The 23,531-nt window shown below is 48.2% G+C and carries 19 protein-coding genes and 2 pseudogenes; 8 read left to right on the top strand and 13 right to left on the bottom strand.

Translation table 11 applies throughout. From position 1 onward, the window contains the following. Window positions 1–62 precede the first annotated feature (62 nt). The 3 genes from BLR73_RS02135 to BLR73_RS02145 form a co-directional block, all read right to left on the bottom strand. The gene (locus BLR73_RS02135; RefSeq protein WP_091858425.1) at window positions 63–467 is read right to left on the bottom strand and encodes a heavy-metal-associated domain-containing protein; all 405 of its coding nucleotides are present in this window, start codon (window positions 465–467) and stop codon (window positions 63–65) included. Between the two features lie 163 nt (window positions 468–630). Then, the gene (locus tag BLR73_RS02140) at window positions 631–2,796 is read right to left on the bottom strand and encodes a TonB-dependent receptor (RefSeq protein WP_233456434.1); all 2,166 of its coding nucleotides are present in this window, start codon (window positions 2,794–2,796) and stop codon (window positions 631–633) included. 57 nt (window positions 2,797–2,853) lie between these two features. Continuing rightward, the gene (locus BLR73_RS02145; protein ID WP_139294619.1) at window positions 2,854–3,198 is read right to left on the bottom strand and encodes a hypothetical protein; all 345 of its coding nucleotides are present in this window, start codon (window positions 3,196–3,198) and stop codon (window positions 2,854–2,856) included. 92 nt (window positions 3,199–3,290) lie between these two features. On the opposite strand from BLR73_RS02145, the gene BLR73_RS02150 reads away from it, so the two are divergent. Both BLR73_RS02150 and BLR73_RS02155 read left to right on the top strand, forming a co-directional pair. Beyond that, window positions 3,291–5,924 (top strand): SusC/RagA family TonB-linked outer membrane protein, encoded by a 2,634-nt coding sequence (locus BLR73_RS02150; protein WP_233456433.1) that lies wholly within the window; start codon window positions 3,291–3,293, stop codon window positions 5,922–5,924. A 16-nt stretch (window positions 5,925–5,940) separates the two neighbouring features. Further along, window positions 5,941–7,485 (top strand): RagB/SusD family nutrient uptake outer membrane protein, encoded by a 1,545-nt coding sequence (locus tag BLR73_RS02155; RefSeq protein WP_091858431.1) that lies wholly within the window; start codon window positions 5,941–5,943, stop codon window positions 7,483–7,485. Between the two features lie 19 nt (window positions 7,486–7,504). On the opposite strand, the gene BLR73_RS02160 is transcribed toward BLR73_RS02155, so the two are convergent. From BLR73_RS02160 to BLR73_RS02175, 4 genes are all read right to left on the bottom strand, one after another. Continuing rightward, window positions 7,505–8,773, bottom strand: coding sequence for an L-cysteine desulfidase family protein (locus BLR73_RS02160; protein WP_091858433.1), 1,269 nt, complete (start codon window positions 8,771–8,773; stop codon window positions 7,505–7,507). A gap of 88 nt (window positions 8,774–8,861) precedes the next feature. Beyond that, on the bottom strand, window positions 8,862–9,377 hold the full coding sequence (locus BLR73_RS02165) for a flavodoxin family protein (protein ID WP_013063683.1): 516 nt from the start codon (window positions 9,375–9,377) through the stop codon (window positions 8,862–8,864). Between the two features lie 38 nt (window positions 9,378–9,415). Beyond that, window positions 9,416–9,877 (bottom strand): GNAT family N-acetyltransferase, encoded by a 462-nt coding sequence (locus tag BLR73_RS02170; RefSeq protein WP_033151117.1) that lies wholly within the window; start codon window positions 9,875–9,877, stop codon window positions 9,416–9,418. 73 nt (window positions 9,878–9,950) lie between these two features. Beyond that, the gene (locus tag BLR73_RS02175) at window positions 9,951–11,186 is read right to left on the bottom strand and encodes a permease (protein ID WP_091860075.1); all 1,236 of its coding nucleotides are present in this window, start codon (window positions 11,184–11,186) and stop codon (window positions 9,951–9,953) included. Window positions 11,187–11,300: 114 nt separating this feature from the next. Between BLR73_RS02175 and BLR73_RS14510 the strand changes: the two are divergent. Then, window positions 11,301–11,387, top strand: a pseudogene (locus BLR73_RS14510) (nitroimidazole resistance protein NimJ); the annotation flags it as partial. Window positions 11,388–11,487: 100 nt separating this feature from the next. Continuing rightward, entirely contained in the window at window positions 11,488–12,885 is a 1,398-nt protein-coding gene (locus BLR73_RS02185; protein ID WP_091858436.1) for an amidohydrolase family protein, read from the top strand. Between the two features lie 77 nt (window positions 12,886–12,962). Here BLR73_RS02185 and BLR73_RS02190 read toward each other — a convergent pair whose 3' ends face one another. The 3 genes from BLR73_RS02190 to BLR73_RS02200 form a co-directional block, all read right to left on the bottom strand. After that, window positions 12,963–14,066: a cation diffusion facilitator family transporter gene (locus BLR73_RS02190; RefSeq protein ID WP_091858439.1), complete on the bottom strand. Its 1,104-nt coding sequence runs from the start codon at window positions 14,064–14,066 to the stop codon at window positions 12,963–12,965. 301 nt (window positions 14,067–14,367) lie between these two features. Then, window positions 14,368–14,793, bottom strand: a complete 426-nt coding sequence (locus BLR73_RS02195) for an N-acetylmuramoyl-L-alanine amidase (protein ID WP_091858441.1) — start codon at window positions 14,791–14,793, stop codon at window positions 14,368–14,370. 504 nt (window positions 14,794–15,297) lie between these two features. Continuing rightward, window positions 15,298–15,861: an HU family DNA-binding protein gene (locus tag BLR73_RS02200; RefSeq protein WP_091858444.1), complete on the bottom strand. Its 564-nt coding sequence runs from the start codon at window positions 15,859–15,861 to the stop codon at window positions 15,298–15,300. A gap of 396 nt (window positions 15,862–16,257) precedes the next feature. On the opposite strand from BLR73_RS02200, the gene BLR73_RS02205 reads away from it, so the two are divergent. The 3 genes and pseudogenes from BLR73_RS02205 (at window position 16,258) to BLR73_RS02210 (ending at window position 19,332) form a co-directional block, all read left to right on the top strand. Further along, window positions 16,258–17,604, top strand: coding sequence for an anaerobic C4-dicarboxylate transporter family protein (locus tag BLR73_RS02205; RefSeq protein ID WP_091858447.1), 1,347 nt, complete (start codon window positions 16,258–16,260; stop codon window positions 17,602–17,604). A gap of 36 nt (window positions 17,605–17,640) precedes the next feature. Continuing rightward, window positions 17,641–17,763 (top strand): annotated as a pseudogene (gene ansB / locus BLR73_RS14280) (L-asparaginase 2); the annotation flags it as partial. Window positions 17,764–17,919: 156 nt separating this feature from the next. Further along, the gene (locus BLR73_RS02210; RefSeq protein ID WP_091858450.1) at window positions 17,920–19,332 is read left to right on the top strand and encodes an aspartate ammonia-lyase; all 1,413 of its coding nucleotides are present in this window, start codon (window positions 17,920–17,922) and stop codon (window positions 19,330–19,332) included. Between the two features lie 85 nt (window positions 19,333–19,417). Here BLR73_RS02210 and BLR73_RS02215 read toward each other — a convergent pair whose 3' ends face one another. From BLR73_RS02215 to BLR73_RS02225, 3 genes are all read right to left on the bottom strand, one after another. Further along, window positions 19,418–19,633 carry a DUF4248 domain-containing protein gene (locus BLR73_RS02215; protein WP_013065491.1) on the bottom strand — a complete coding sequence of 72 codons (216 nt, stop codon included), beginning with the start codon at window positions 19,631–19,633 and terminating at the stop codon, window positions 19,418–19,420. A 95-nt stretch (window positions 19,634–19,728) separates the two neighbouring features. Beyond that, a complete protein-coding gene (locus tag BLR73_RS02220; protein WP_091858453.1) occupies window positions 19,729–21,507 on the bottom strand; it encodes a VapE domain-containing protein in 1,779 nt (592 codons plus the stop codon). A gap of 15 nt (window positions 21,508–21,522) precedes the next feature. Further along, window positions 21,523–21,810: a hypothetical protein gene (locus BLR73_RS02225; RefSeq protein ID WP_143010859.1), complete on the bottom strand. Its 288-nt coding sequence runs from the start codon at window positions 21,808–21,810 to the stop codon at window positions 21,523–21,525. Window positions 21,811–22,512: 702 nt separating this feature from the next. Here BLR73_RS02225 and BLR73_RS02230 point away from each other — a divergent pair. Beyond that, window positions 22,513–23,526, top strand: a complete 1,014-nt coding sequence (locus BLR73_RS02230; protein ID WP_091858459.1) for a restriction endonuclease subunit M — start codon at window positions 22,513–22,515, stop codon at window positions 23,524–23,526. The last annotated feature ends 5 nt before the right edge of the window (window positions 23,527–23,531 follow it).

The following is a 23,531-nucleotide window of genomic DNA, read 5'->3' on the forward strand; positions in this document are numbered from 1 at the left end:
CTGTTGCACTTCTATTGCCGTAGTACCGCAACAGCGTGGTGCCTTTTTATTAATGGTTAATGTTACTTCTGGGCCTCGGCCTCTTTCTTGGCGTGGTGTCCGCAGCCTCCATGACCATTCTGGCCTTCGTGCTTACCGCAACCACCTTCCTTACCTTCGTGCTTGCCGCAGCCACCCTTGGCCTCTTTGCCATCGCACTGTTTCAGGATCTCTGCCTGGTACTTAGCATCGGTCAGGGTCTTCAGCAGGGCCTCTGCATTAGCCTTCGAAGCATCGTAGCTCACGCATACGGTCTTGGCCTGCAGGTCAACATTAACCTCCTGTACAGCCTCGTTTGCTTTAAGCGTCTTCTCTACGCGCTTAGCGCAGTTCTGACAGCGAATGTTGGTTACCTTGAACTTCACGTTGTCTGCCAATACGTTCATCGCGAACAGGGCGGCAAACATCATCATTACAATCTTTTTCATCTCTTTTAAAGTTTAAATTAATAATGTATAAAAATGGTTGTTTAAAAACGAGTGCAAAGGTACGGCGAAAAAATGAGTTGCGCAATACCTAAAACACGGGGTTTTAAGCATTGCGCAACATTTAAACGCAACATTTGCGATTAACCATAAGTAGGTATTCGCATTACATAGAGATGGGCACTACCAGTTTGAAGGAGATGTTGCGGCCCATGTTATATACGCCTCGGCGACCGGTAACCACATTCTCGTCGGCATACTTCAAACGACTCAGGTGATTCTGATAGGCCTTGTTCAGCAAGTTATCGGCGGTGATGTATAACTCTGCTATCTTCTTACCTTTTACCTGAATATCGGTTCCTGCCGAGAGATTCAGCAACGCATAGCCGGGTGTGACAGTTTCGGTATCGTCGGCGCTATAGATATGCGACTGCTTCAGATAACAGTCGAGACCAGCTGCAATATAGAGGTTGTTCAGCACCGAACGGTGGGCTGCATCGGTAGTATGGTGATGATTTACCGTGGTATGCGAGTGGTGGAACAGCTCCCACTTCAGTTCCGAAGCCCATTTGGGTGCTGGCGTAAAGGGCAGATACTTGGTGCCAGGATCGGCATGCATCTGCTGTGCATCAACGTACGAGAAGGTATTCGAGAAATGTACGCTGTGTACAGGATGTAAATCCACGCCAGCCTCGAAGCCTAACAAGCGGGCATCGCCCTGGGTATAGGCATAAGTCAGGTAGCCTTCTTCAATCTCCTCGGCCAATCGATGGGTGAAAATGTAATTATCGATGCGATTGGCAAAGAGTGCCAACTGTGCTGATACATATTGCGAAGTAAACTCCATTCCCAGATCGGCCTGCATACTATATTCAGCCTTCAAATCCTGGTTACCAATCTCGTAGCGCAAAGAACCCTCGTGTACACCGTTCGAAGCCAGTTCACTCATGTTTGGTGTGCGGAAACCGCGGGCCAGATTCAAGCGTACATTAAAATGCTCGTTAATGTTGCATACAGCACCGATGCTACCTGTTACACCATTGAAATGGCGACTGAAGTTGGCGAAACGAACGTCGCCATCCTCCATCAGCTCGTAACCGTGCAGTCGGCGATGATCGTAGCGCAATCCACCATTCAGTGTCCAGTTGTCGCCAAGACTCTTGGTGGCAGTGGCATAGAAACCGAAGTCGAACAGTCGGTAGTCGGGAATCAGATACTCCTCACCCTCGTTACCCGACTTCTGATACATACCACCAATACCAGTCGACAGTTTCCAACCGTTAAACTCGTTGGTAACGTAACGCAGGTCGTATGTCAGTGTGTGCAACTTGAAATACAGCTCGTACTCATCCATTTCCTCCTCGAACTCCTGACGGCGGTTCTGCTGGTAGCCGATGATGGCCTTGAGATAGCCCGACGACAGGTTCAGCGAGTTGTCCCATACCACCTTGTAGTGCTTTACCTGCTGGAATGGGAGTGCTTTCGAGTACTGATGTCCGGTCCAACCCTCTTCGTGTTCCAGTTCACCAGTCTCGGCATCACGCTCTCCTTCAACGATTCCCGGTGTTAAGTGATAGGCGGTCCACGTCAAGCGCGAGTGCCCCCACCCTTTGTTCAGTCCCAGCATCAGTCGTCCTGCTCTTTCGCGGAACTGTGAGCCAGGCACATAGCCATCGTACTTATTCTTATAGGCATGTGCCATCTTATCGCTATAGCGGGCGTCCCACACAAAACCTTTCTGGTTGCCTGCCATTTGCAACGAGTAATTAAAAAGACCATTGTTGGTTTGGTATTCGGTACTGATATTGCCTTTCAGCTCGCCATCGGCCAATGTAGGTTGAGCGTGCAGGATAACCACACCTGCCATAGCATCCGATCCGTACATCAGCGAGGCAGGACCTTTCAGAATCTCGACACTGCCCACGCTGCTGCCATCAACCTCAACGCCATGCTCGTCGCCCCACTGCTGTCCTTCCTGGCGCACACCTTCGCTCATCACCACCACGCGGTTATAACCCAGTCCGCGAATGATGGGTTTCGAGATGCTACCACCGGTAGTGAGCTGACTCACACCTGGCTGATGGGCGATGGCATCGATGATATTGGTAGAGGCCGTGGCCTTTAATATCTGTGGTGTAACAATGCTCACGGGTGCTGTAGCGTGTTTCAGTTTTGTATCGCCCGTTACGCCTGTTACTGTTACTTCGTTTAAGTTCAGATGGCGGAAAAACACATCTGTTGAATCTTCAATATGGTGATGTTTACTATTATCCTGAGCTGCCACGGTCATGCATACGCACAACAATGGCAGAATGATATATCTTGCTTTCATTCTGTTTTGTAATTAATTGTATGTTATATAAATATGTATGTAAATAATCCGAGGTAATCAGAGTGTTGGAGGACCTCGGGTTACGATGTTGCCACAGCTGTTGGTGCGAAAACCGCACAAGGGCTGGGCATAACTCTTGATACATACATGAACATATAACGTAACAGCCATCACAGCGGCTGCCAACATAGTCAGCGTCAGGAACTGGCACAGCACGCAGTCGTGATCCCACGAGGCCACCGACGAAAGGTGACCATGACAACTATGGTGTACGCAGTCGTTACACTCGGTAGTTGTTGTGTCGCCAGTTTCATGAATGTGAATAGACGACAGCAGCAGTATTGGCACAAAAACTGCCAATAGCATCCAAGCCGCCATATGTCGTTTATTCGCTAGTTTCATATATCGGCTGCAAAAGTACGAAAAAAACTGCTACAAAGTAACTTTTTTACTTTTTTTTTCGTATATTTGCCACAGATATGTACAATGGAACGATGAAAAAGATTATTCAAACTGCTTTATTACTGACACTGACAGTACCTCTGACAGCACAGACGTTACGCGACTCTACGTCAGTGACGGGAGCCACGAGTACGGTAACGCAGGAACGCATGAACAAAGGTATGATAACCAACTCGCTCGATGCTCTCAGCGGGCAGGCCGCAGGTGTGCAGGTGCAGTCTGGGGGTAATCACGAGGCCATGCTGTCGGCAGTACGAGTACGTGGTACCACATCACTCACAGGTGGCAACGACCCGTTGGTGGTGATCGACGGTGTACAATCCGACATCATCACACTGAGCACCATCTATCCTGCCGACATCGAAAGTTTTACTATTCTGAAGGACGCATCCGAGACATCACAATATGGTAGCCGCGGTGCTGCCGGTGTGATACAGGTGGTAACGCGTAAAGGTACAGCTGAACAGTTCCATATAGCCTACGACGGTAGCGTTGGTTTAGAGAGAACCTACAAGAATCTACACATGCTCAACGCCAGTCAGTTCCGACAGGCAGCCAGCAATTTGGGTATGAGCATACTCGATAAAGGCGCTGATACCGATTTTACCAAAGCCCCTATCCGTACGGGCCTTGTACAGACTCACCACTTGGCCTTTGGTGGTGGTTCGGAAACGGCCAACTATCGTGCCTCAATTGGTATGACCGACCAAAAGACTACCGTTAAGAACTACAATCTGCGTAACTACATAGCCAAGCTCGACTTGCATCAGAAGGCTTTCGACAACCATCTGACAGTTGATCTCGGCGTATTAGGTTCGTTGCAGAACAATAATGTTATCCCTTCCAAACAAAAACTATTCTATTCGGCAGCCACCTTTAATCCCACCATCCCAGCTGGAACCAATGCCTCTGGTGGTTACGACGACGTAACCGAGGCCTGGTGGATTAATAATCCTTATGCCTTGCTCACCATGAAGGAGGATGAAGACGATGCCCACGTGAATGTACACGCCAAGGCAACCATCAACTTGGGTTACGGTCTCACCTTGGGCCTTTTCGGTAGCTACTCCTATTCCGACTTTGGCAACGCCCACTATTATCCCACCTACGTGTGGAGTCATGGCGAGGCCTATCAAGGCGACAAAAAACGCATAGAACTGTTAGGTAATATAGCTCTGAGTTGGAACAGACGTATAGCCATGCGCCACCAGTTGGAGCTGCTGGCACTGGTAGAGGAAAGCCGGGAAAGGATTAAAGGATTCTATGCCACCTCGTCGAACTTCAACACAAATGCCTTCGGTTACGACAACCTATCTGCTGGATCTATCCGCCCTTGGGAAGGTACCAACTCTTATAACTATAGCTCGAGCTTAACATCGTATCTGGCTAAGGCACAATATACTTACAACGATCGCTACACACTTAACCTCAGCACGCGTATCGATGGTTCCTCAAAAGTGGGCGAAAACAACCGTTGGGGTTTCTTCCCCTCTGTCAGTGCCGCCTGGAACGTTTCTAAAGAGCCTTGGATGGCGCCGCTCAAGCGAATTATCCCGAAACTCAACCTGCGTGTAGGCTATGGTAAGAGTGGTAATCTTGGTGGTATCGATGCCTTCCTGTCGCAACAGCTCATTCGCCCCAACGGCGTAGTGAGCGTGGGTGGTATGCCTACCACTACCTTAGGTATCATTCGCAATGCCAATCCCGACCTGAAGTGGGAAATCAAGCGCACCTTCAACGTAGGTGTGGACATGGCCTTCTGGGACCATAGGATTGTGCTAACAGCCGATTTCTATACCTCGCGTACCACCGACATGCTCTACAACTACACCGTACCCGTACCACCTTTCACTTACGACCATCTGTTGGCCAACCTCGGCAGAATGCGTAACCACGGTCTGGAGATAGGCTTTGGTATCACACCGTTGCAGAAACAAGATATCGAGCTGAACATCAACATGAACTGGACCTTTGAACGCAACAAGCTTGTAACCCTCAACGGATACTATCAGGGACAATACATTACAGCGCCCGACGTGCAGGGCATCAGCGATCTCTATGGAGCCGGCTATCATGGGGCCAGTGGTGTGTGCTTCCAGATTGTAGGTCAGCCGTTAGGCGTGTTCTATCTGCCTCACTGCAAAGGCTTTACGATAGCAGATGACGGTTCGAAGCGTTACGACCTGACATCAGAGTCATACATCTGTGGACAGGCAACCCCCAAGGCGTTGATGGGTTCAAACTTTGCCTTCCGTTACAAGCAGTTCGACATCACCATGCAAGTAAACGGCGCCTTTGGTCACAAGATATACAACGGTACGGCGCTGGCCTACATGAATATGGCTTCGCTACCCAACTACAACGTGATGCAGGGAGCACCCGAGATGAATATTCAGGACCAGCACATCAGCGACTACTGGTTGGGACCCGGCGACTATGTAAACATCGACTATGTCACGTTGGGTTGGAATGTTCCCAACCGCTCCCGCTACATCAGCAAAATGCGCGTGGCCTGTTCTGTAAACAATCTCGCCACCATCACCTCTTATTCAGGTCTTACACCTATCATCAACTCATCGGTAGTAGATCCTACACTCGGTGTCGACGACAAGCGCACTATACCGCCCTACCGCATCTATTCACTCGCACTTAGCATACAGTTCTGAGAATTGATAATTAAGAATGAAAAAATATATAACCCTCTGCATCATCATCGCACTTGCCTTTACGTCGTGCTCGCTCAACGAAACACCAAGCAGCGAGTTACCCGAGAGTGAGGCCTACACATCCAAGGAGAACTTGTATCTCAATACCGTTGCCACCTTATATAATTACATAGGCGGATACGAAGATGGACAGGGACTGCAAGGCACCTGTCGAGGTATCTATGATCTGCAGACCTTTGGCAGCGACGAGGCCATGATTCCCCAACGTGGTGGCGACTGGTACGATGGTGGTCTGTGGCAAGCCATGTATAAGCACTCGTGGACAGCTGGTCACGATTTGATGAAGAATTCATGGATATATCTCTATAAGGTTATCACCCTTTGCAACAGATCGCTCGAGACACTCGACACCTACAAAACTCTGGCAGGCGAAGATAATCATCGTGCCTGGACAGCCGAGGTGAGAGCGTTACGTGCCATGTATTACTGGTATCTCATCGATCTCTTTGGCGATGTGCCTTTAGTTACCAACAGCAGCGTTTCGATGAACGAGGTGAAGCGCGAGCAGCGCGCCGTTGTGTTCAACTTCTGCGAAGATGAACTCCTCAGCGTTCTCAACTTCCTTCCCGACAAAAACAGCACCCACGAGGGCGACTACTACGGGCGTATTACCCAACCCGTGGCATTCTTCATTCTGGCTAAGCTGATGCTGCAGGCGGAGGTATATACAGGTGTGCCCCGATGGAACGATTGCATCAGCTACTGCAACGAACTGGATTTCCTGGGTTACAGTCTCGAACCTGTTTATAGCTCTAACTTCCAGGTTTACAATCAGAATTCAAAGGAGAACATCTTCACCATCCCCATGAACAAGAATCTCTTCTCAAATCAGCAGCAGAATATCATCCGATCGTTGCACTACCGTCATGCAGCAGCCTACGGTTACAATGGCGAAAATGGTGCTTGCGCCACGCTTAAAACACTACAGGTGTTTGGATATCCCGACGACCTTGATCCACGTTTCATCGACTGCTACCATTACTCAAATGTATATGGCCCAGAAGGAGAACATGTAACCGACCGGACAGGGAACCCACTGACGTACGAACCCGACAAGATACAACTTGACCTCAGTGGTTCGCCATACGTAGAGACTGCAGGCGCCCGTATGTTCAAATACCAGTTCGACAAGAATGCCATCAAGGATGGCAAACTGGTCGACAACGACATCGTACTTTTCCGCTATGCCGATGTGCTGCTGATGCGTGCCGAATGTAATGTGCGATTGGGAAAGGATGGCAGTGCCGACTATAATGCTGTGAGGAAACGAGCCGGCGCTACAACTCGGGAATGCACTCTGGATAACATCCTCGACGAGCGCTTGTTGGAATTAGCTTGGGAAGGTTGGCGCCGCCCCGACTTAATCCGCTTCCATCGTTATGGGTCGCTTTACGAAGGACCTGATGCTATCAATGAGTCGGATGGCCACACCGAGGTATTCCCCATCCCAGCCGATGTACGGGCATTAAACCAAAATCTTACTCAAAATCCTGGGTATTAAGCCAATTCTATTGAGATATTCAATGCTTTTTCGAGGTCATGATGTTCAAAACCATATCATCGGTTTTACACATGGCCTCGGCACCAATGCTGGTAAGATTGTGAATGCTCTTATCAACACTGTCGTCCACGATACCTTCGTCCTGCGATACGCATTTGCCCTCCATAGCCAGCAGTGCTGACAGCAAAGCCGTGCTGACGCCACTGGTAATCTTCAACGAGCACGATGGTTTGGCACCATCACAGATCATACCCGTCAGATTGGCAATCATATTCTTTACAGCATAGCAGATACGCTCGTAGTCGCCTCCCATCAGGTAGGTAATGCCACAACTTGAACCTATCGAGGCTACCACACAACCGCAGAGTGCCGACAGTTTTCCAAGACTCTGTTTGATATAGATGGCCGTCAAATGACTCAGCATCAGGGCACGCAGCAGTTCCTCCTCCGTATTCTCGTTTTCTTTGGCATACACACATACGGGGTTTGTGGCACATATGCCCTGATTACCCGAACCTGAGTTACTCATCACGGGAATCATGGCACCACCCATACGGGCATCACAAGCCGAAGCTGTTCGCGAAATAATGTGCGAATAGATGCTGTTACCGAAGATGCCTTTGGCCAGCGGACGATCGATAGTCTTACCCAGATTATGACCGTGGTTGCCCTTCAGCGCCTCGCGGGCAGCATTCATGTTGTAGGTGCGTGTCTCCTCAATAAAACGTATCTCGTCCAAAGGAGCGGTAGTTGCAAAGTCGTACACCAGTCGCATGTTCAGTGCTATCTCGTCATCTTCATCGCTCGCCGCAGTCCTGGCGTAACTGGCATCACCCGAAACAAAATGGGTATGACTGCCTGCGATGATAGCCGTTTCCTGTCGGTCGCCTGCCGATGCAATAATCTCAATGTACAGTTTGTCGCACTTTCCATCCTTTAACCGGATGTCAATTCTATCCTCCGTGATATATTGTTTGCCCTCTTCAAGTGCCTCAGGAGTAAGGTCCTTCAGCACCTCCAACTGGTATTTGCTCTTGCCTATGAGCGCACCCAGGGCGATGGCAATGGGAAGTCCTATCATACCTGTGCCTGGAATACCAACACCCATAGCATTCTTTAGGATATTGGCACTCAGCAGGGCCACAATCTTTTCTGGTTTACAGCCTAACTGCTCTTTAGCTTTTGCCGTACACAGTGCCACCGCCATCGGTTCGGTACACCCGATAGCAGGCACCACCTCTTTATGCACCAAAGCTATTATCTGTTCGCGTATATCTTTACTTATCATAGATTTTTAATAATTTGGTTGCAAAGATACAAAAAAATCCCAAAGCATGTTGATTCTGCCTTGGGATTTATGATTTATTTGGTATCGTTTATATTATCGAAGCAAGTGCCACTACCTTCCGTTTGGTTTCCTCGGTCTTCTGCTCGTCAATCTTGGCAGTAACAAAGCCCATGTTCTCTACCTTCCAGTAGTTGCAGATATCGCGGAACTCGGCTTTAGCACCATCATATACACCAGGCGAGTACGACGATATCAGCAGCGCCATCTTCCTCACGTTGGCTGGCTTGTTTACGCAGTACATGCGCTGGATGGCAGCCTGAATCTGTGCACAGATTGTAAAGTAGTAGATGGGTGCAGCCAGTACAATTACCTCGGCCTCGTTCATCATGGGGCAGAGTTCCTGCATGTCGTCCTTCTGGATGCAGGTGCCGTTGCCCTTCGTATGACAGTACTCGCATGCCAAGCAGCCTGCAATTTTCTTTTTGGCTACGTTCACCAGTGTCACCTCATGACCTGCTGCCTCGGCAGCCTTCTTGTACTCTTCCGCCATCCAAGCGGTGTTTCCATTAGCTCTTGGAGAGCCTTGTAAAATCAAAACCTTCATAATCGTTATTGTTTAGTTATTATAATATTGTCGCAAAGTTACAGCACAACTTCCATGGTTATTTTCTGTACTTTCATGCCCATGTTTTTGTAGAAGGATAATGCGGCATCGTTGCCCTCCCACACATTCAGGGTGATGTTATTGCATCCAATTGATGCGGCGTAATCGCGCACGTATTCGTACAAGGCCTTGCCCACATGCTGGCCGCGTGCATTTTCATCTACACAGATGTCATCTATATACAGTGTTTTGATGTCCTGCAGCAACTTGTCGCCCTTTACTTCGGTTATCTTGCAGAAAGCATGGCCTAACACTCCCCCATCTTCGAAAACAAAGATAGGTTTGCTGTCATCGCCTATCAGAGCCTCCAGTTCCTGCTCGTTATACTTGGTGGTATAGGGCTTGAACAAATCGGGGCGCAATACATGATGCACCATGTTAACCTGATGCAACAGTTCAATAATACCTGGTATATCTTTTATTTCTGCTCTTCTAATCATCGTTTTAATTAATTAATTATTTAGCTAACTCTTTTTGCATCTCCAGTCCTATCTTGTTCCAATAAGGTAGGTGCTACTTTCGTCCCTTAAACGTATATCCTATACCCTCAACTGCTGTGCGGATGGCCTCTTCGGTGGCAGTACCTTTGATAGTAAGGGTGTTGGCAGATGCACTGGCCTTAGCTTTCTCAACGCCAGGCAAATCCTCAACGGCACGAACCACGGCTGCCTCGCAATGACTGCAATGCATGTCCTCAACTCGGTAAAGAGTTACATCTGGGTCTAACGTTTTTTTGGTGGTAAACTTGCTGAAAAACTTCATCATAAGCGCAAATATAATTAATAATGTTAATACTGTGGCACAAACAATCTTGAACACACTTGGCATAGCCGATTCATTCATGCAGCAAGCATCCTGAACGGCAACGGCAAAGTCGAGCCCCGTAGCATTGAGCAGCAGACCGAAGAGAACGGCAAAGCCTACGATGGTCATCAGATAAATCGATGTAAAACGACGCCCCATCGACTTATGAACCACCAGGATTGATGCGAGATTAACGGCAGGCCCTGCCATCAGCATCACCAATGCTGCACCAGGCGAGAGTCCCTTCATCATCAGCGCGGCTGCCACGGGGATGCTACCCGTAGAACAGATATACATCGGCACTGCAATGATCAGAATCACCAGCATCTGCAACAATGGCTGACTGCCGAAACTGAGGAAAAACTCATCAGGCACAGCCACCTGAATCAGCGCTGCTACAATCAGTCCGATAAGCAGTCGCAGACCGATGTCGCGAAGCATATCGTAATAGGCATATCGCAGAACACGCCAAATTCTGTTTCCACTTTCCACCTCACACGAAAAGTTGTCGATGCTGGAGATATCATCCTCGCGAACCAGTCGGTTCACCAGCAGTCCGCCGCAAACACCGGTGATAAGTGCAGCCACAGGACGGATAATGGCAAAGCCAAGTCCCATCAGCGAGAATGTGGCCAAAATAGAGTCGATACCCGTCTGTGGTGTGGCAATCAAGAACGAGGCAATGGCTCCCTTCGAAGCCTTCTCGTTCCTCAAACCAATAGCAGTTGGGATTACTCCGCACGAACACAACGGCAGTGGCACACCCAACAGCGCCGCCCAAAGCACTGAAAACTTATTATTACGCGAAAGATAATTTGCATAAAACCTCTGCGGCACAAACACATGTAGCACGCCTGCGATGAAGAATCCCAACAGCAGATAGGGAGCCATCTCGCAAACTACATTCAAAAGCGATATAAAGAAACTCTGTAAATCTATAATCATATTTGTCATAGTCATATTGTTTAGTAATTATTTTGCAAAGATACGAAAAATATCCCAATGCAGTATCACTTTGCCTTAGAATTTAACTGTTCTTTTGTTTTAGGATGGGTGTCAGCATTGCTTGGTGATGATGACTACCCCTATGCCGTTCCCATCAGTTATGTCTATTATGAAGGGAAACTGTATTTCCACAGCGCTTTAAATATACTTAAATCATCTTAAATGTTGCCACAAAAGTACTGAATTCTGCTGGATTTTTACTACTTTTGAACAATCAAATTAACATAAACACATTGGAAGAATGAAAAAACTACTACTAGTATCACTTACATTACAATTGGCTCTGGTTGGTTGTACGGTCGATAACTCTGTCGATAACCCGGTAAAAGATTTGTCCACTCAAGAGGCTTTCGACGAGTATAAATCATCGTATATAAGCTATCAGTTGGCTGAGGCGAATTTCTTTGAACCTGAAGCATCGTTCCGTCAAAGTTCGCTCTACAGAATGTGTCAGGCAATGCCTAAGGGAGCCGACCTGCATGTGCATTGTGATGCATTATTGCCCATCGTGGAACTGATAAAGTTTGTGAGCGATCATCCAAACGAATTGGTTGTTTGTTGTGTTGCGGGAAAGGACTTTGGCATGTTGCGCTATATTGGCGACGGTACGCCTTGTCCCGAAGGTTACAAGACCATGGCCGATGCATTGAAAAGCGGATGCACGCAAGATGATTTCGTCCGCGCTTGGACGATAAAAGGCACAGGAACTCAGCGTGCATGGGACTGGTTTGAGGGAATCTTTGACAAAAACATAAACCTGACATCATCGGTTTCTTTGTTAGAGGACTATTACACACGCGCCTTCAATTTCTATCTTGATCAAGGCGTGGTTCACATGGAGCTAAGGCCTCTGTTCTTCGGCGACCATGCTGCGGCTTTGGAACGAGGCCGTGCTTTCTATCGTGCCATGAACACTGCTCGCAAGAAGAACCCCGAGTTCAGCGTGCGCCTTATAGGCTGTGGACTCAAGGCCAAGACTGATGCGTATGACAAAACGCAATATAACGAAATGCTTATTGATAATGCCGTCTATGTAAGTCTGAATCTGAAGGACACCGTAGCCGGGCTCAAGGATTTCCTCGTCGGCTTAGACTTGGTCAATGAAGAAGACCTGAGCGTGAGGCTTACGGATTTCAAAGAGCTGTTGGCGAATGCCCGCAAACAGAATCCTAACCTGCACCTCACACTTCATTCAGGAGAGAGTCTGAAGTCAGACAACGTTGAGATAAGCAGTGCCCTGTCGCTGGGTGCAGAGCGTATAGGTCACGGTTTCAATCTGTATAAATATCCCGATGTACTTGCGCAAGTCAAACAAAAGGGTATCGCCCTGGAGGTGTGTCCTATCTCGAACCATTACCTGGGTTATGCAGATGACCTCACCCAGCATCCTGCCAAAGACTATATCCGTCAGGGAGTTAGTGTGGTGCTTTGCGACGACGACCCTGCCTACTTAGAGGGCAACCCCTATGTCGATGATGTTTTTGCTGCAGTAGTGGCATGGAATCTCAGTCTTGACGAACTGGAGCAGCTCTTCCGCTTGAGCATCACGAAGTCATTCTTGACAGAGGATCTTAAACAACAGCATCTCGCTTCGTTTGAAAAGCGATGGGCAGCGTTCCGAGCTCAGAAATGGCAGTAAGAATTAATCCGAACGATGATGAGAACTTGCAAAAGGAGATTGAGAGCGGCTTCTCCCGTATGCTGATTTTTTCATTGTCATTCGCTATAATTATGATCCACTACGACAACCACTTGCTGGTCGGGAACTAACGGCTGAAGTTCTGCGGTAAGCTGACTGATAAAGGCAGCCTCGTCGTGGACGGAGATATCAGGCACAACATCTACAGACAGATACTTCCTTTTCTCAGAATAGTAGAAGCCATGCACCTGTACGATGTCCTTGTGGGCTGCGAGGGTCTGCGTCACCGTTGCTTGCAACTCAGCCCGCTTGTTATCGCCCGTAGCGATGGCATATACGCCAACAGTCATGATAATACCATGCTTCACATACATCTGCGTAGAAATCCGTCGTGTCAAGCCGTGAATCTCATGGGCTGTCATCGTATCATATACGTTGATGTGCAGCGAACCAATCTTTACGTCAGGGCCGTAGTTGTGCAGTATCAGGTCGAAAACACCATGAACACCCTCGAAGTCTGCGACCTCCTTCTGTATCTGTTTGGCAAAGTCTTGCGAAATACTCGTACCCAGCAGTTCGTTGACGGGCGAAGCCAGCATCTCGATACCTGCCTTGATAATCACAACTGATATCAGTGCACCCAGAATACCATCCAGCGACACGCCCCACAGTAGCATAACACCAGCCGAGATAAGCGTTGCCAACGTGATAACGGCATCGAACAGCGCATCAGAGCCGGAGGCAATCAGGGCATCGCTCTTCAGTTGTTCGCCCTTCTTCTTCACATACTGGCCGAGGATGAGTTTTACCACGATAGCCACCACAATAACCACCAGTGTCGTCGTAGTGTATTCTGGCTCTGTGGGGGCGAAGATTTTCTTCACCGACTCGATGAGCGAGGTGATACCTGCCGACAGTACAATAACGGCAATGATGATGGCGCTGAAATACTCGATGCGGCCAAAACCAAAGGGATGCTTTCTGTCGGCAGGACGCTGCGAGAGCTTGGTGCCTACGATGGTGATGACACTCGACAGTGCATCACTCAGGTTGTTGATGGCATCCATCACAATAGCCACACTACTGGCCAGTATTCCTACAGCGGCCTTAAAGCCTGCCAACAGCACGTTGGCTATAATACCTATCCAACTGGTACGGATGATTTCTTGACTACGATCCATTGTATCTTGTATTAAAGTCCAGTTTGTGTGGGATTACAGTACGTTGTCCTCTATCACCACCTTCCCAAGCGAGAGAATGGTGGCACCTTTGTTGATAGTGACATTCTTGTAGACAGAACCCGTAGCATCTATGATATCAAACATACCTTATTGTTTTTATTATTTGGCAAAGATACGAATAAGTGATAACAAAATGGTATTAATTAACATTATTTAGGATATGCCAGGTACCAGGTCCCTGACATACGAGAAGAAAATCCCAAGGCAAAAACGCTATGCCTTGGGATTTAATGATTTTTATTTACTTGGGCTGAAGGTCGGCGTACTCTTTTGTAACACTCTCGATGCACGGGCAGGCCTTCATCGGGTTCAGATCGTGGTGGCCCACGATAACCGCACGGGGATAGCGCCGGTGCAGATCTTCTAATAGTGTGCGCAGGGCCGCCTTCTGTTCCGGTGTACGCGTATCAGCGGGTTGTCCGCGGGCATTCAGTCCTCCCTCGTAGCACACACCGATGGAGTACTTGTTATGGTTCATGCAGTGAGCCCCAGCCAACCATTCCGGTCTACCCTGCTCTATCTCTCCGTTACGACGCACCACGTAATGGTAGCCAATGCCGAGTTTAAAACCTCGCTGGCGATGCCATGTATCTATCTGGGCTGCCGAGGATGTCTGGTTGGTTCGCACTGCCGAACAATGAAGAACAATCATTGTTATCGACCGCATGACTGTACAGCAATAGTTCCCAGAACTGTTGTAATCACTGTTGCTGCAAATCGCAACCACTTAGCTACTCTATTCCAATTTACTTTTATCATAAAATTACTTTTAAATTTAAAATCGTTTTTTTCACAACCTCCTTAGTCCTCCTTATCCTAAGGAGGATCTCAAACCACTCCCCAAACCCCTCGCCAATCTTTGGCAAGGGACTTAACCGCTCCACCTGTCGCTCTTTCATTAAGGTACGCTCAGGGCGTCAAAGCCCTGGCGTGATTGTTTATATTAGCGGCCAAAGGCCGCTGGGGTTTGGGGGCTCGCCCCCATTAAGCAATATAGGCCGAAGTCCCGGACTGCCAAAAAGGTAGGAGGAATTTGCGGTTTTCCCAAATCCCGACTTTACATCCCCTCCATATAGGGAGGGGCTTGGGGAAGGTGGATGCTTCTTTTACTTCTTTTCTTCGCGCCGAAGAAAAGGAGAATCTCCCCTCTTCGGCTTACGAAGAAATTGGCTTAATCACCAATAGGCTCGTGACTTGAGTTACCGCCACCTGAGGTATTACCGCTGCCACCGGTATTGCCACCGCCATTACCAGTAGAGGGTGATTCGCTCTCGGTGTTCATGGAGTTATCATGTGTCTCCTCGAACACCACATCCTTCAGCAGGGAGATGGCCGTAACATACTTCTGCTTAACGGTGCCATCCGTGCGCTTCTGCTGACCAACCACAACACGCTCTGTCTCAGGCTGGAACAGGATGCGGCGGGTAGTGATGGTTGAAGCCGAGCACTCTTCGGCCTTACTTACACCGATACTCGAGAAACCAACCTTCAGGATACCGATGCCCTCCAGCTTAATCTTCTGTCCCATCTCAAAGAAATGCTTCATGGCCTCGCCCAGCTCCTGCAGCACAGCCTTGATATCGCTCTTCTTAACCGAGGCCTGGCGCTGGATAAAATCAGCAATCTCGTCGGTACCCACAAAATGGTTGTCGTAAACTGCAGTGGCAAAATACTTACCGTAAGCCTTCGCATTGGCGCGGTTGTTGTTCTTAAGTTTAATAAACTTCTGACTCATAATTTTTTTGATTGTTACATTTTTGAATTTTTACATTTTTCGGCAGCCGAGGTAGGTTGTGGGTTGCTCAGATAGTCTGCGTGTGCTATCCGGATAGTCTTTACCAGGTGTTCGGATAATCCCTATAGGGGTATGGAGATAATCTGAACGAGTGGTTCGTGACGTCTGAGCGAGGCATAAGTGCCATCCCCACGGCTCATCTTGCTTACCGCTTACAAAGATACCACATTTCGGAGAGCGTTTTGTCTGCATATTCAGCACTATCCGTACAATCGGCAGATTCTGCAATAATTTAACATTCATTCAAAAAAAATCGATTTTTTCTTTGTTGCAATCATAATTAATCGTATATTTGCGCAATATAACAATCTTACTCTACTAATTATTTTACAATCTATGGTGACATTCTTGATTATTTTACAACTGTTTATCGTATTGGCCCTTATATTTATCGGCGCCAGGGTTGGTGGTATCGGACTGGGCATCTACGGTATGGTGGGTGTGTTCATACTCGTGTTTATCTTCGGCATGCACCCCGGCAAGGTGCCCATTGATGTGATGCTGATCATAGCATCGGTAATTACGGCTACGGCGGCGCTGCAGGCTGCTGGTGGCTTGGATTACCTGGTAGGATTGGCAGCCAGGTTCCTGCGTAAGCACCCTACACACATTACTTATTATGGTCCGCTCACCACCTGGTTGTTCTGCTTGGTAGCAGGCACAGCCCATACCTCTTACTCGTTGCTGCCTATTATCTCGGAGATTGCCAAGAATTCTAAGATACGTCCGGAGCGCCCCATGACAGTGGCCACCATCGCGGCCTCGCTGGGTATCACTGGTTCGCCCATGTCGGCGGCTACGGCAGCTGTTATATCCACCGACCTGCTTGGCGGACAGGGCATAGAACTGAAGGATATCCTGCTGGTGTGTATCCCAGCCTCGCTGATAGCCATCCTGGTGGCTTCGTTTGTGCAGAACCGTGTGGGCAAGGAACTTGAAGATGATCCCGAATACCAGCGCCGTGTACGTGAAGGACTGATTGACCCGGAAGCCGAAGCCATGGCGATGGCACAGATGGAGCAGAGTCCCAATCCACGTGCCAAGTGGAGTGTGCTGGCATTCCTGTTGGGCGTTGTGCTAGTGATTGTTTTTGGTAGCGCCCCTTCGCTGCGCCCATCGTTCGAGGTTGACGGCGTGGTTACCCAGCTATCGATGCCTGAGACCATCGAGATACTGATGATGTCGATGGCAGCAGTGATTCTGCTGGTTGGTAAGGCCAGTGTGAAGCAGGCTGTGAGCGGCAATATATTCAGTGCAGGTATGAATGCCATGATAGCCATCTTTGGTATTGCCTGGATGGGCGACACCTTCTTTAATGGCAACCTGGAGTTCTTTAAGAGTCACATAGCCGACGTGGTAACACAGTATCCGTTCCTGTTCAGCGTGGCCCTGTTTATCATGAGTATCATGCTGTTCTCGCAGGCAGCCACGGTACGCACGCTCTTCCCGCTGGGTATTGGCTTGGGCATTCCGCCATTGGCACTCGTGGCTATGTTCCCCGCTGTCAACGGCTACTTTTTCTTCCCCAACTATCCTACCGAGGTGGCAGCCATCAACTTTGATACCACGGGTACTACCCGTATCGGCAAGTACGTGCTTAACCACTCGTTCCAGCTTTCGGGCTTTATCACCACTTTTGTGAGCATTGGCGTAGGCTATCTTATCATAACATTCCTATATTAAACTTATATTTTACTAACTTCTTAAAACAATTATTGTATGAAAACATGGCGTAATGTATTGCTGCTTTTAGCAGTGTTGGTTTCGGTCAACATCGTGGCCAAACCCAAAATCCGTATTATTGCTACCGGCGGTACCATCGCTGGTGTAAGCGCTTCTTCTCAGCTATACCGATAAGGCAAAGGCATTTGGTGCCGATGATTACAGCACCAACCGCATTTCGTTAGGTTACATCTGGCAGTTGCCGATGTTCTGATACATGAAACATGATACATTAAACATTAAAGATTAAACATTAAACATTAAAGATTAAAGATTATGGCAGAACAGAAATATAGAATAGAGTCTGACCTTTTAGGCGAACTCAAAGTACCAGCCGATGCACTCTACGGCGTACAAACACAGCGTGGTATTAACAACTATCATATCTCGCGCAAAAAAATGTCGTGGTATCCCGACTTTATCATTGCCATTGCTTATGTAAAGCTGGCAGCAGTTGAAACCAACCACACCCTGGGCGTGATTAACGACGAGATAGCTGGCGCCATTTCGCAGGCCTGTCGCGAGCTGATTGACGGCAAGTGGCACGATAACTTCCCCATCGACATGATGCAGGGAGGTGCTGGTACGTCGGTAAACATGAATGCCAACGAGGTGATTGCCAACCGTGCCCTTGAGATTATGGGTTACGAGAAGGGCGACTACCAGCACTGCTATCCTAACGACCACTGTAACTGCGGACAGAGTACCAACGATGTATATCCTACCACCATCCGTTTGGCTTTGATACGTATGAACAAGAGTCTGGTAGCTGCACTCACAGGCTTGATCAGTGCCCTGCGCTACAAGGGCGACGAGTTTGCCGACTGCATCAAAATGGGTCGTACCCAGCTGCAGGATGCCGTGCCAATGACCAGCGGACAGGAGTTTAATGCCTATGCCAACAACTTGGAGGAGGAGATTCTGAACCTGGAGCGCAACGTAAAGCTACTGCACGAGATTAATATGGGTGGTACAGCCATCGGTACAGGCTTGAACGCCGTTCCTGGCTTTGCCAAACTGTGTGCTGCCAATCTGGCTAAGCTCACTGGCGAGGCATTTGTAAGCGCTACCGACCTGGTAGAGGCAACACCTGATACGGGTGCTTACGTAAGCTACTCGTCGGCCCTGAAGCGCCTGGCCGTGAAGCTCTCTAAGATCTGTAACGACCTGCGACTGATGGCCTCGGGTCCACGTTGCGGTCTGAACGAGATCAACCTGCCACCTAAGGCACCTGGATCATCAATCATGCCAGGAAAGGTTAACCCAGTTATCCCCGAGGTGGTTAATCAGGTTTGCTTCAAGGTCATTGGTAACGATACCGCCGTTAGCTTTGCTGCCGAGGCTGGTCAGCTGCAGCTTAACGTGATGGAACCTGTGATTACCGAGTGCCTGATTGAGAGCCTGATTTGGCTGAAGAACGCCATCGAGACCCTGACCGAGGAGTGTATCCTGGGCATCACCGTTAACAAGGAGCGCTGCATGGAGATGGTTAAGAACTCTATCGGTATCGTAACCGCCCTGAATCCTTACATTGGCTACAAGACCTCTACCAAGGTGGCCAAGGAGGCTCTTGAAACCAACCGCTCGGTTTACGACATTGTACTGGAGAAGGGGCTGATGACGCAGGAGAAACTGGACGAGGCCCTCGACCCGAAGAACATGCTTGTATCCCACAAGTTTATCAAGTAAGATACTTAAGGATTTCCTGATAAAAATCTCCTGTCGCATAGTTTTTGCGGCTGGAGAATTTTTATGATGCATCGCCCCCACCCCGTTAGTCAATACACAGCCAGTATTTGATGCGCTCCACCATCTGGGCTGTAAACCCCGTATCACCGCTATGGTAGTGCAGGCGGTACAGATCGCGCAACAAGTCGGGGCACCTGTTAATATCGCGCCACAGCTTTTTCATTCGGCTCTCAGGTTTAATGTTACCGGCATACAAAGCATCCGCCAGTTCCTGCTTAGAATAGTCTTTTACTTCTAACATAATCAATTCAATTTTTAATTTTTCTCCTGCGTACGTGCAGGAAGTTTTTTTTCGGTTTTGAAGTTCCTGCACGTACGCGAGGAAAGTTTAAAATATCACTGCTCCGGTGCTCCGCCCTCAACAGCTGTACCCATTCGCTTGCTTTTATTGTACTTCTTTTCCATGTCGTTATAGCGGTACACCCAGTAGCCACGCTTCTTGTTGTGCTGCGTACGCTCAAAGCCCAGTTTAGCCATAGCCGGACCGATATTCTCTATCTTGAGTTTAAGCGTAGGGTTCCAACTGATAGTCTGGAAAATGATGGTACGAGTCACAAACTCAACCGTATCGCCGGGTTTGGGGAGTCGGAAATTTTCCTCAATCATTTCAAGCTCAGGCATCGCACTCTCAAACGCTTCGTTGTGCTCCGAGAGCTGATCCATCTCGTTCGACTTCACCCAGTGACAGAAGCCCTGTTTATACAGTGCATAAGCTTCGGCAAATACGCCCTCGTAGTCGATAGGATGAGTGCGTGGATTATGAATACTCTCTACCTCAAAAGGCATCCAGCGGCGGTTACCTGTATTATCAGTCAGAAACTGCACCTTATTACCCGTAGCACAAAACGAGGCTATATGCTTGCGGTGCTCGTGATAGCGGGCATAGGCAGCACGCTCGTCGATACTCTGCATGGTTACTGCAGCCTTCAGCTGGTTCAGCTCGGCATCGCGCATGGTGTCAAGCTCCTCGTAACACACCAAGCCGTACTGCGCCAATGTCAAAAGATCGTCGCGCGACATACGGTTAGCATTCGTTTTAGTGTAAAAATAATTACGCAGTTCTGGCGGAAGCAGATACTGGAACCAGGTAGTTTTGTAAATTCCCTGGTCGCCTACAAGCACCAGTATCTCATGGTTCACCTCGTTTTTGTCAACCCAGCCAGCCACCATACCCACCAGCCACTTTCGCAGGTATTCATAAAACAGCATCTGCTGATCTAAATCGCCTTTTACTGTCACACTCATCGATAGCGCCAGAATATTGTTACCGCCATCCCATGGTGGCAGACTTTCGAGATAGCTGGTAAATGGGTTAAAATCAGGCACATAGTCCGATTCAATCACTCGAAACATATCCTGTACTCGCACAGGTTTATCGCCCGACATTTGGGCCCAGAGCGAGTTTACCACACGGTCGTCGATAGGTCGCCAATCCATGTAGCTATCAGGCTTACGATACTCCACACGCGATATAATCACATTACGCCGCAGCATCATGTGATTATCCAGGAACACGCGTATATCCTGCACACTGGCATACAGCTCTTTCCAGTTAGGTTTACGTTCCTTGGGTTGACCACGGGGTTTGCGCCCCTCGATTTTAGCCGCATTAGCCTCTTTTATCTCCCACACATAAAACGGCTCGGCATAGGTTTGATAATACACCTCGGCATCGTGAACCAGCTGCACCATACGCCCCTTATCCTTACGGTTGGCACTCTGCCCCATCAGCTGGTCGTAATAATCGCATCCAAAGTCGTAGGCCTTGGCATAAAACAGCCTTTGTTGTCGCAACTCGTACGCCCGGTCAAGTTCGTAGCTGAACACAATGTGTATCACATCGGCAGTACCAAACAGCAATAGTGTGTGCGGGTCGGCTCGTGCCTCCTCACGGAGCTCCGCCACACTATTGCCATCGGTACCATGATAACTAACCACCGATAAGCCCGTAAAACTTATGATGTCCTTCAGTCGGTAGCCACCCTCTAAAATGGCGGCCACCGAGCATAGCGGCATCGACAGGTTGCTGCCTGTGGTTATCAACTCTACCACCTGCTCAAGCGTCACTGTGCGCGGGCAGGCATCCTTGCTGTGTAGTAATAATGATAGTTCCATTGTTGTTGTATTTTATTATGTAATATATTTCATCTGTCGGTTCAGATTGTGTCGAATGGTCTCAGTCCTGATGTCGAAATCCTCGTTTTCGGCGATATTAGAGTAATTCGCCAAAAATCTCGCCATCTCTTTAACCGACCTGAACCGTGTCCATTTCTTATTAAAAGCACGCATCAATTCGCGATATACATCGTGCTTTTTATGATTCTTGAAGTCGAACGTCAGATGCTCCCACTCTTCCACTGGCAGCCACTGCAATTCCTCGCACATCATGTCGCGCCACGACTCCATAACTATTTTCATTTCCTCTTGATAATGGGGCCATATTTTTCCCAAAAGGAAGCTTTTGCTTTCTTTTACCATTGATAAAATTGTAAAAAGTTATACAATCTTATTACACTCTCTTCGTAACAGGTTTACACCTATAGTTGTTGTTAAGTAGTTGCACCTTTTGTGGGTGGTTTGGGTCTCAGGGCGGCAATTCTAAGAAATGCTGCCCAACCTATTAGGTTAAGTTGATAGATACTCATTGTAATTTAAGCTTTATGTTTATTTTCCACAAAGGTACGAGTAATCATTTGCACTTGCAAAATAATCATCGATTATTTTATTTATTAAGCCCGATATTACGAAAAAACATGTACCACCCTTTATTTTTCTCCTAAATTCTTGCATATTTCCCAATTATTCTCTACCTTTGCACCTGATCACCAGCGTAAACTTCAGAGGAAGGTTGGTGTGACATCGTGGGTAAATTAATAACAGCATTAGCAGTTATTCGGCGAACATAGAAACCTGAGAAATTTCTAAAGATGTATCCAAACAACCGATAATTGTGAATGTCTGCGCTTTTAGCGTGGACGTCACTTATCAGTTTGGTGGGCTTTCTCAGGGCCTCTATGTTCGATAAGGAGCGGACACGCTTTTTTCGTGCATAGAGGTCTTGACGTTTCAAGCCCAAAAGAATCCGATAAGTGCTTTTGCCATTAGCTATAAGCGCAAAGAATGCCAGACAACGACAACAGTTATCCCTGTGTAGATATCAGGGAGAACGACCTGTTGGAATTGTCGCGTGATGTATTGGATGCTTTACTACGCGACCATACCACAGGACGCAACATATTCTGGGCAACTCATGACTATGAGGCGCTTGGATGTGGATATGATTACCATTCGGAGATATTGCCAGAACTGATTACGGGCGATAACGGAATGGTGATAAGACCTCGTGTGCTCAAATCAAAGGAGAACCAGACCGATCGTGCCAAAGATATGGCCGAGGTATTCACCCCATCGTGGGTTTGTAATGCCCAGAATAATCTGGTTGACGAAGCCTGGTTTGGCCGCAAGGATGTGTTTAACACCGAAAACAGCGAAAACCATACGTGGAAACCCAATCCCAAACACATCTCTTTTCCTGAAGGCAAAACGTGGCGTGATTACGTGAGAGCCACCCGCATGGAAATGACATGCGGAGAGGCACCATATCTGGTAAGTCGGTATGACACCACCACAGGCGAAATGATTCCTTTAGAACAGCGTATAGGACTACTTGACCGCAAACTACGTGTGGTGAGTGAAAACACGGAAACCAGCGGTGATTGGTTAGACTGGGCACAGATTGCTTATCAAAACACTTATGGTTTTGAGTGGCAGGGCGATAACCTGCTATTGGCTCGTGAGGCTCTACTTTGGACGTTCATTGAGAACTACCAAGCCAAATTCCATAAGCAGCCTATGCTAAAAAGCATCAAGTACATTGCTTACATCATTTCGTGGAATATTTGGCAGATGGACGGCCTAAAAGGTGTGGTTCCTGGCAGTTGCCACGAAGAGATAGAAATGACCGATATGTTTAGTGGCGAAGGCAAAAGGAAACCTTGCCAAGGCTGTTTGGATGGCGGCTACTATCACCACAATGGCATCTACTGCAAACTTCGTGATTGGGGGGCTAAAGATCCTCTTACCGGCGAAAACAATCGCAAAATACGTTTTATCGACCTGATTAACAAGAAATAAAATCA

Origin of the sequence: Prevotella sp. khp1 (assembly GCF_900102205.1) — a bacterium.
GTDB classification, from domain to species: domain Bacteria; phylum Bacteroidota; class Bacteroidia; order Bacteroidales; family Bacteroidaceae; genus Prevotella; species Prevotella ruminicola.

What these genes read in the sequence shown, in the direction of transcription:
- BLR73_RS02160 (WP_091858433.1), bottom strand. Translation starts at nt 8,773, where the DNA reads ATGATAAGTAAAGATATACGCGAACAGATAATAGCTTTGGTGCATAAA.
- BLR73_RS02175 (WP_091860075.1), bottom strand. Translation starts at nt 11,186, where the DNA reads ATGATTATAGATTTACAGAGTTTCTTTATATCGCTTTTGAATGTAGTT.
- BLR73_RS02210 (WP_091858450.1), top strand. Translation starts at nt 17,920, where the DNA reads ATGGCAGAACAGAAATATAGAATAGAGTCTGACCTTTTAGGCGAACTC.
- BLR73_RS02195 (WP_091858441.1), bottom strand. Translation starts at nt 14,793, where the DNA reads ATGCGGTCGATAACAATGATTGTTCTTCATTGTTCGGCAGTGCGAACC.
- BLR73_RS02190 (WP_091858439.1), bottom strand. Translation starts at nt 14,066, where the DNA reads ATGGATCGTAGTCAAGAAATCATCCGTACCAGTTGGATAGGTATTATA.
- BLR73_RS02145 (WP_139294619.1), bottom strand. Translation starts at nt 3,198, where the DNA reads ATGAAACTAGCGAATAAACGACATATGGCGGCTTGGATGCTATTGGCA.
- BLR73_RS02165 (WP_013063683.1), bottom strand. Translation starts at nt 9,377, where the DNA reads ATGAAGGTTTTGATTTTACAAGGCTCTCCAAGAGCTAATGGAAACACC.
- BLR73_RS02230 (WP_091858459.1), top strand. Translation starts at nt 22,513, where the DNA reads ATGCCAGACAACGACAACAGTTATCCCTGTGTAGATATCAGGGAGAAC.
- BLR73_RS02215 (WP_013065491.1), bottom strand. Translation starts at nt 19,633, where the DNA reads ATGTTAGAAGTAAAAGACTATTCTAAGCAGGAACTGGCGGATGCTTTG.
- BLR73_RS02170 (WP_033151117.1), bottom strand. Translation starts at nt 9,877, where the DNA reads ATGATTAGAAGAGCAGAAATAAAAGATATACCAGGTATTATTGAACTG.
- BLR73_RS02205 (WP_091858447.1), top strand. Translation starts at nt 16,258, where the DNA reads ATGGTGACATTCTTGATTATTTTACAACTGTTTATCGTATTGGCCCTT.
- BLR73_RS02200 (WP_091858444.1), bottom strand. Translation starts at nt 15,861, where the DNA reads ATGAGTCAGAAGTTTATTAAACTTAAGAACAACAACCGCGCCAATGCG.
- BLR73_RS02135 (WP_091858425.1), bottom strand. Translation starts at nt 467, where the DNA reads ATGAAAAAGATTGTAATGATGATGTTTGCCGCCCTGTTCGCGATGAAC.
- BLR73_RS02185 (WP_091858436.1), top strand. Translation starts at nt 11,488, where the DNA reads ATGAAAAAACTACTACTAGTATCACTTACATTACAATTGGCTCTGGTT.
- BLR73_RS02150 (WP_233456433.1), top strand. Translation starts at nt 3,291, where the DNA reads ATGAAAAAGATTATTCAAACTGCTTTATTACTGACACTGACAGTACCT.
- BLR73_RS02225 (WP_143010859.1), bottom strand. Translation starts at nt 21,810, where the DNA reads ATGAAAATAGTTATGGAGTCGTGGCGCGACATGATGTGCGAGGAATTG.
- BLR73_RS02155 (WP_091858431.1), top strand. Translation starts at nt 5,941, where the DNA reads ATGAAAAAATATATAACCCTCTGCATCATCATCGCACTTGCCTTTACG.
- BLR73_RS02140 (WP_233456434.1), bottom strand. Translation starts at nt 2,796, where the DNA reads ATGAAAGCAAGATATATCATTCTGCCATTGTTGTGCGTATGCATGACC.
- BLR73_RS02220 (WP_091858453.1), bottom strand. Translation starts at nt 21,507, where the DNA reads ATGGAACTATCATTATTACTACACAGCAAGGATGCCTGCCCGCGCACA.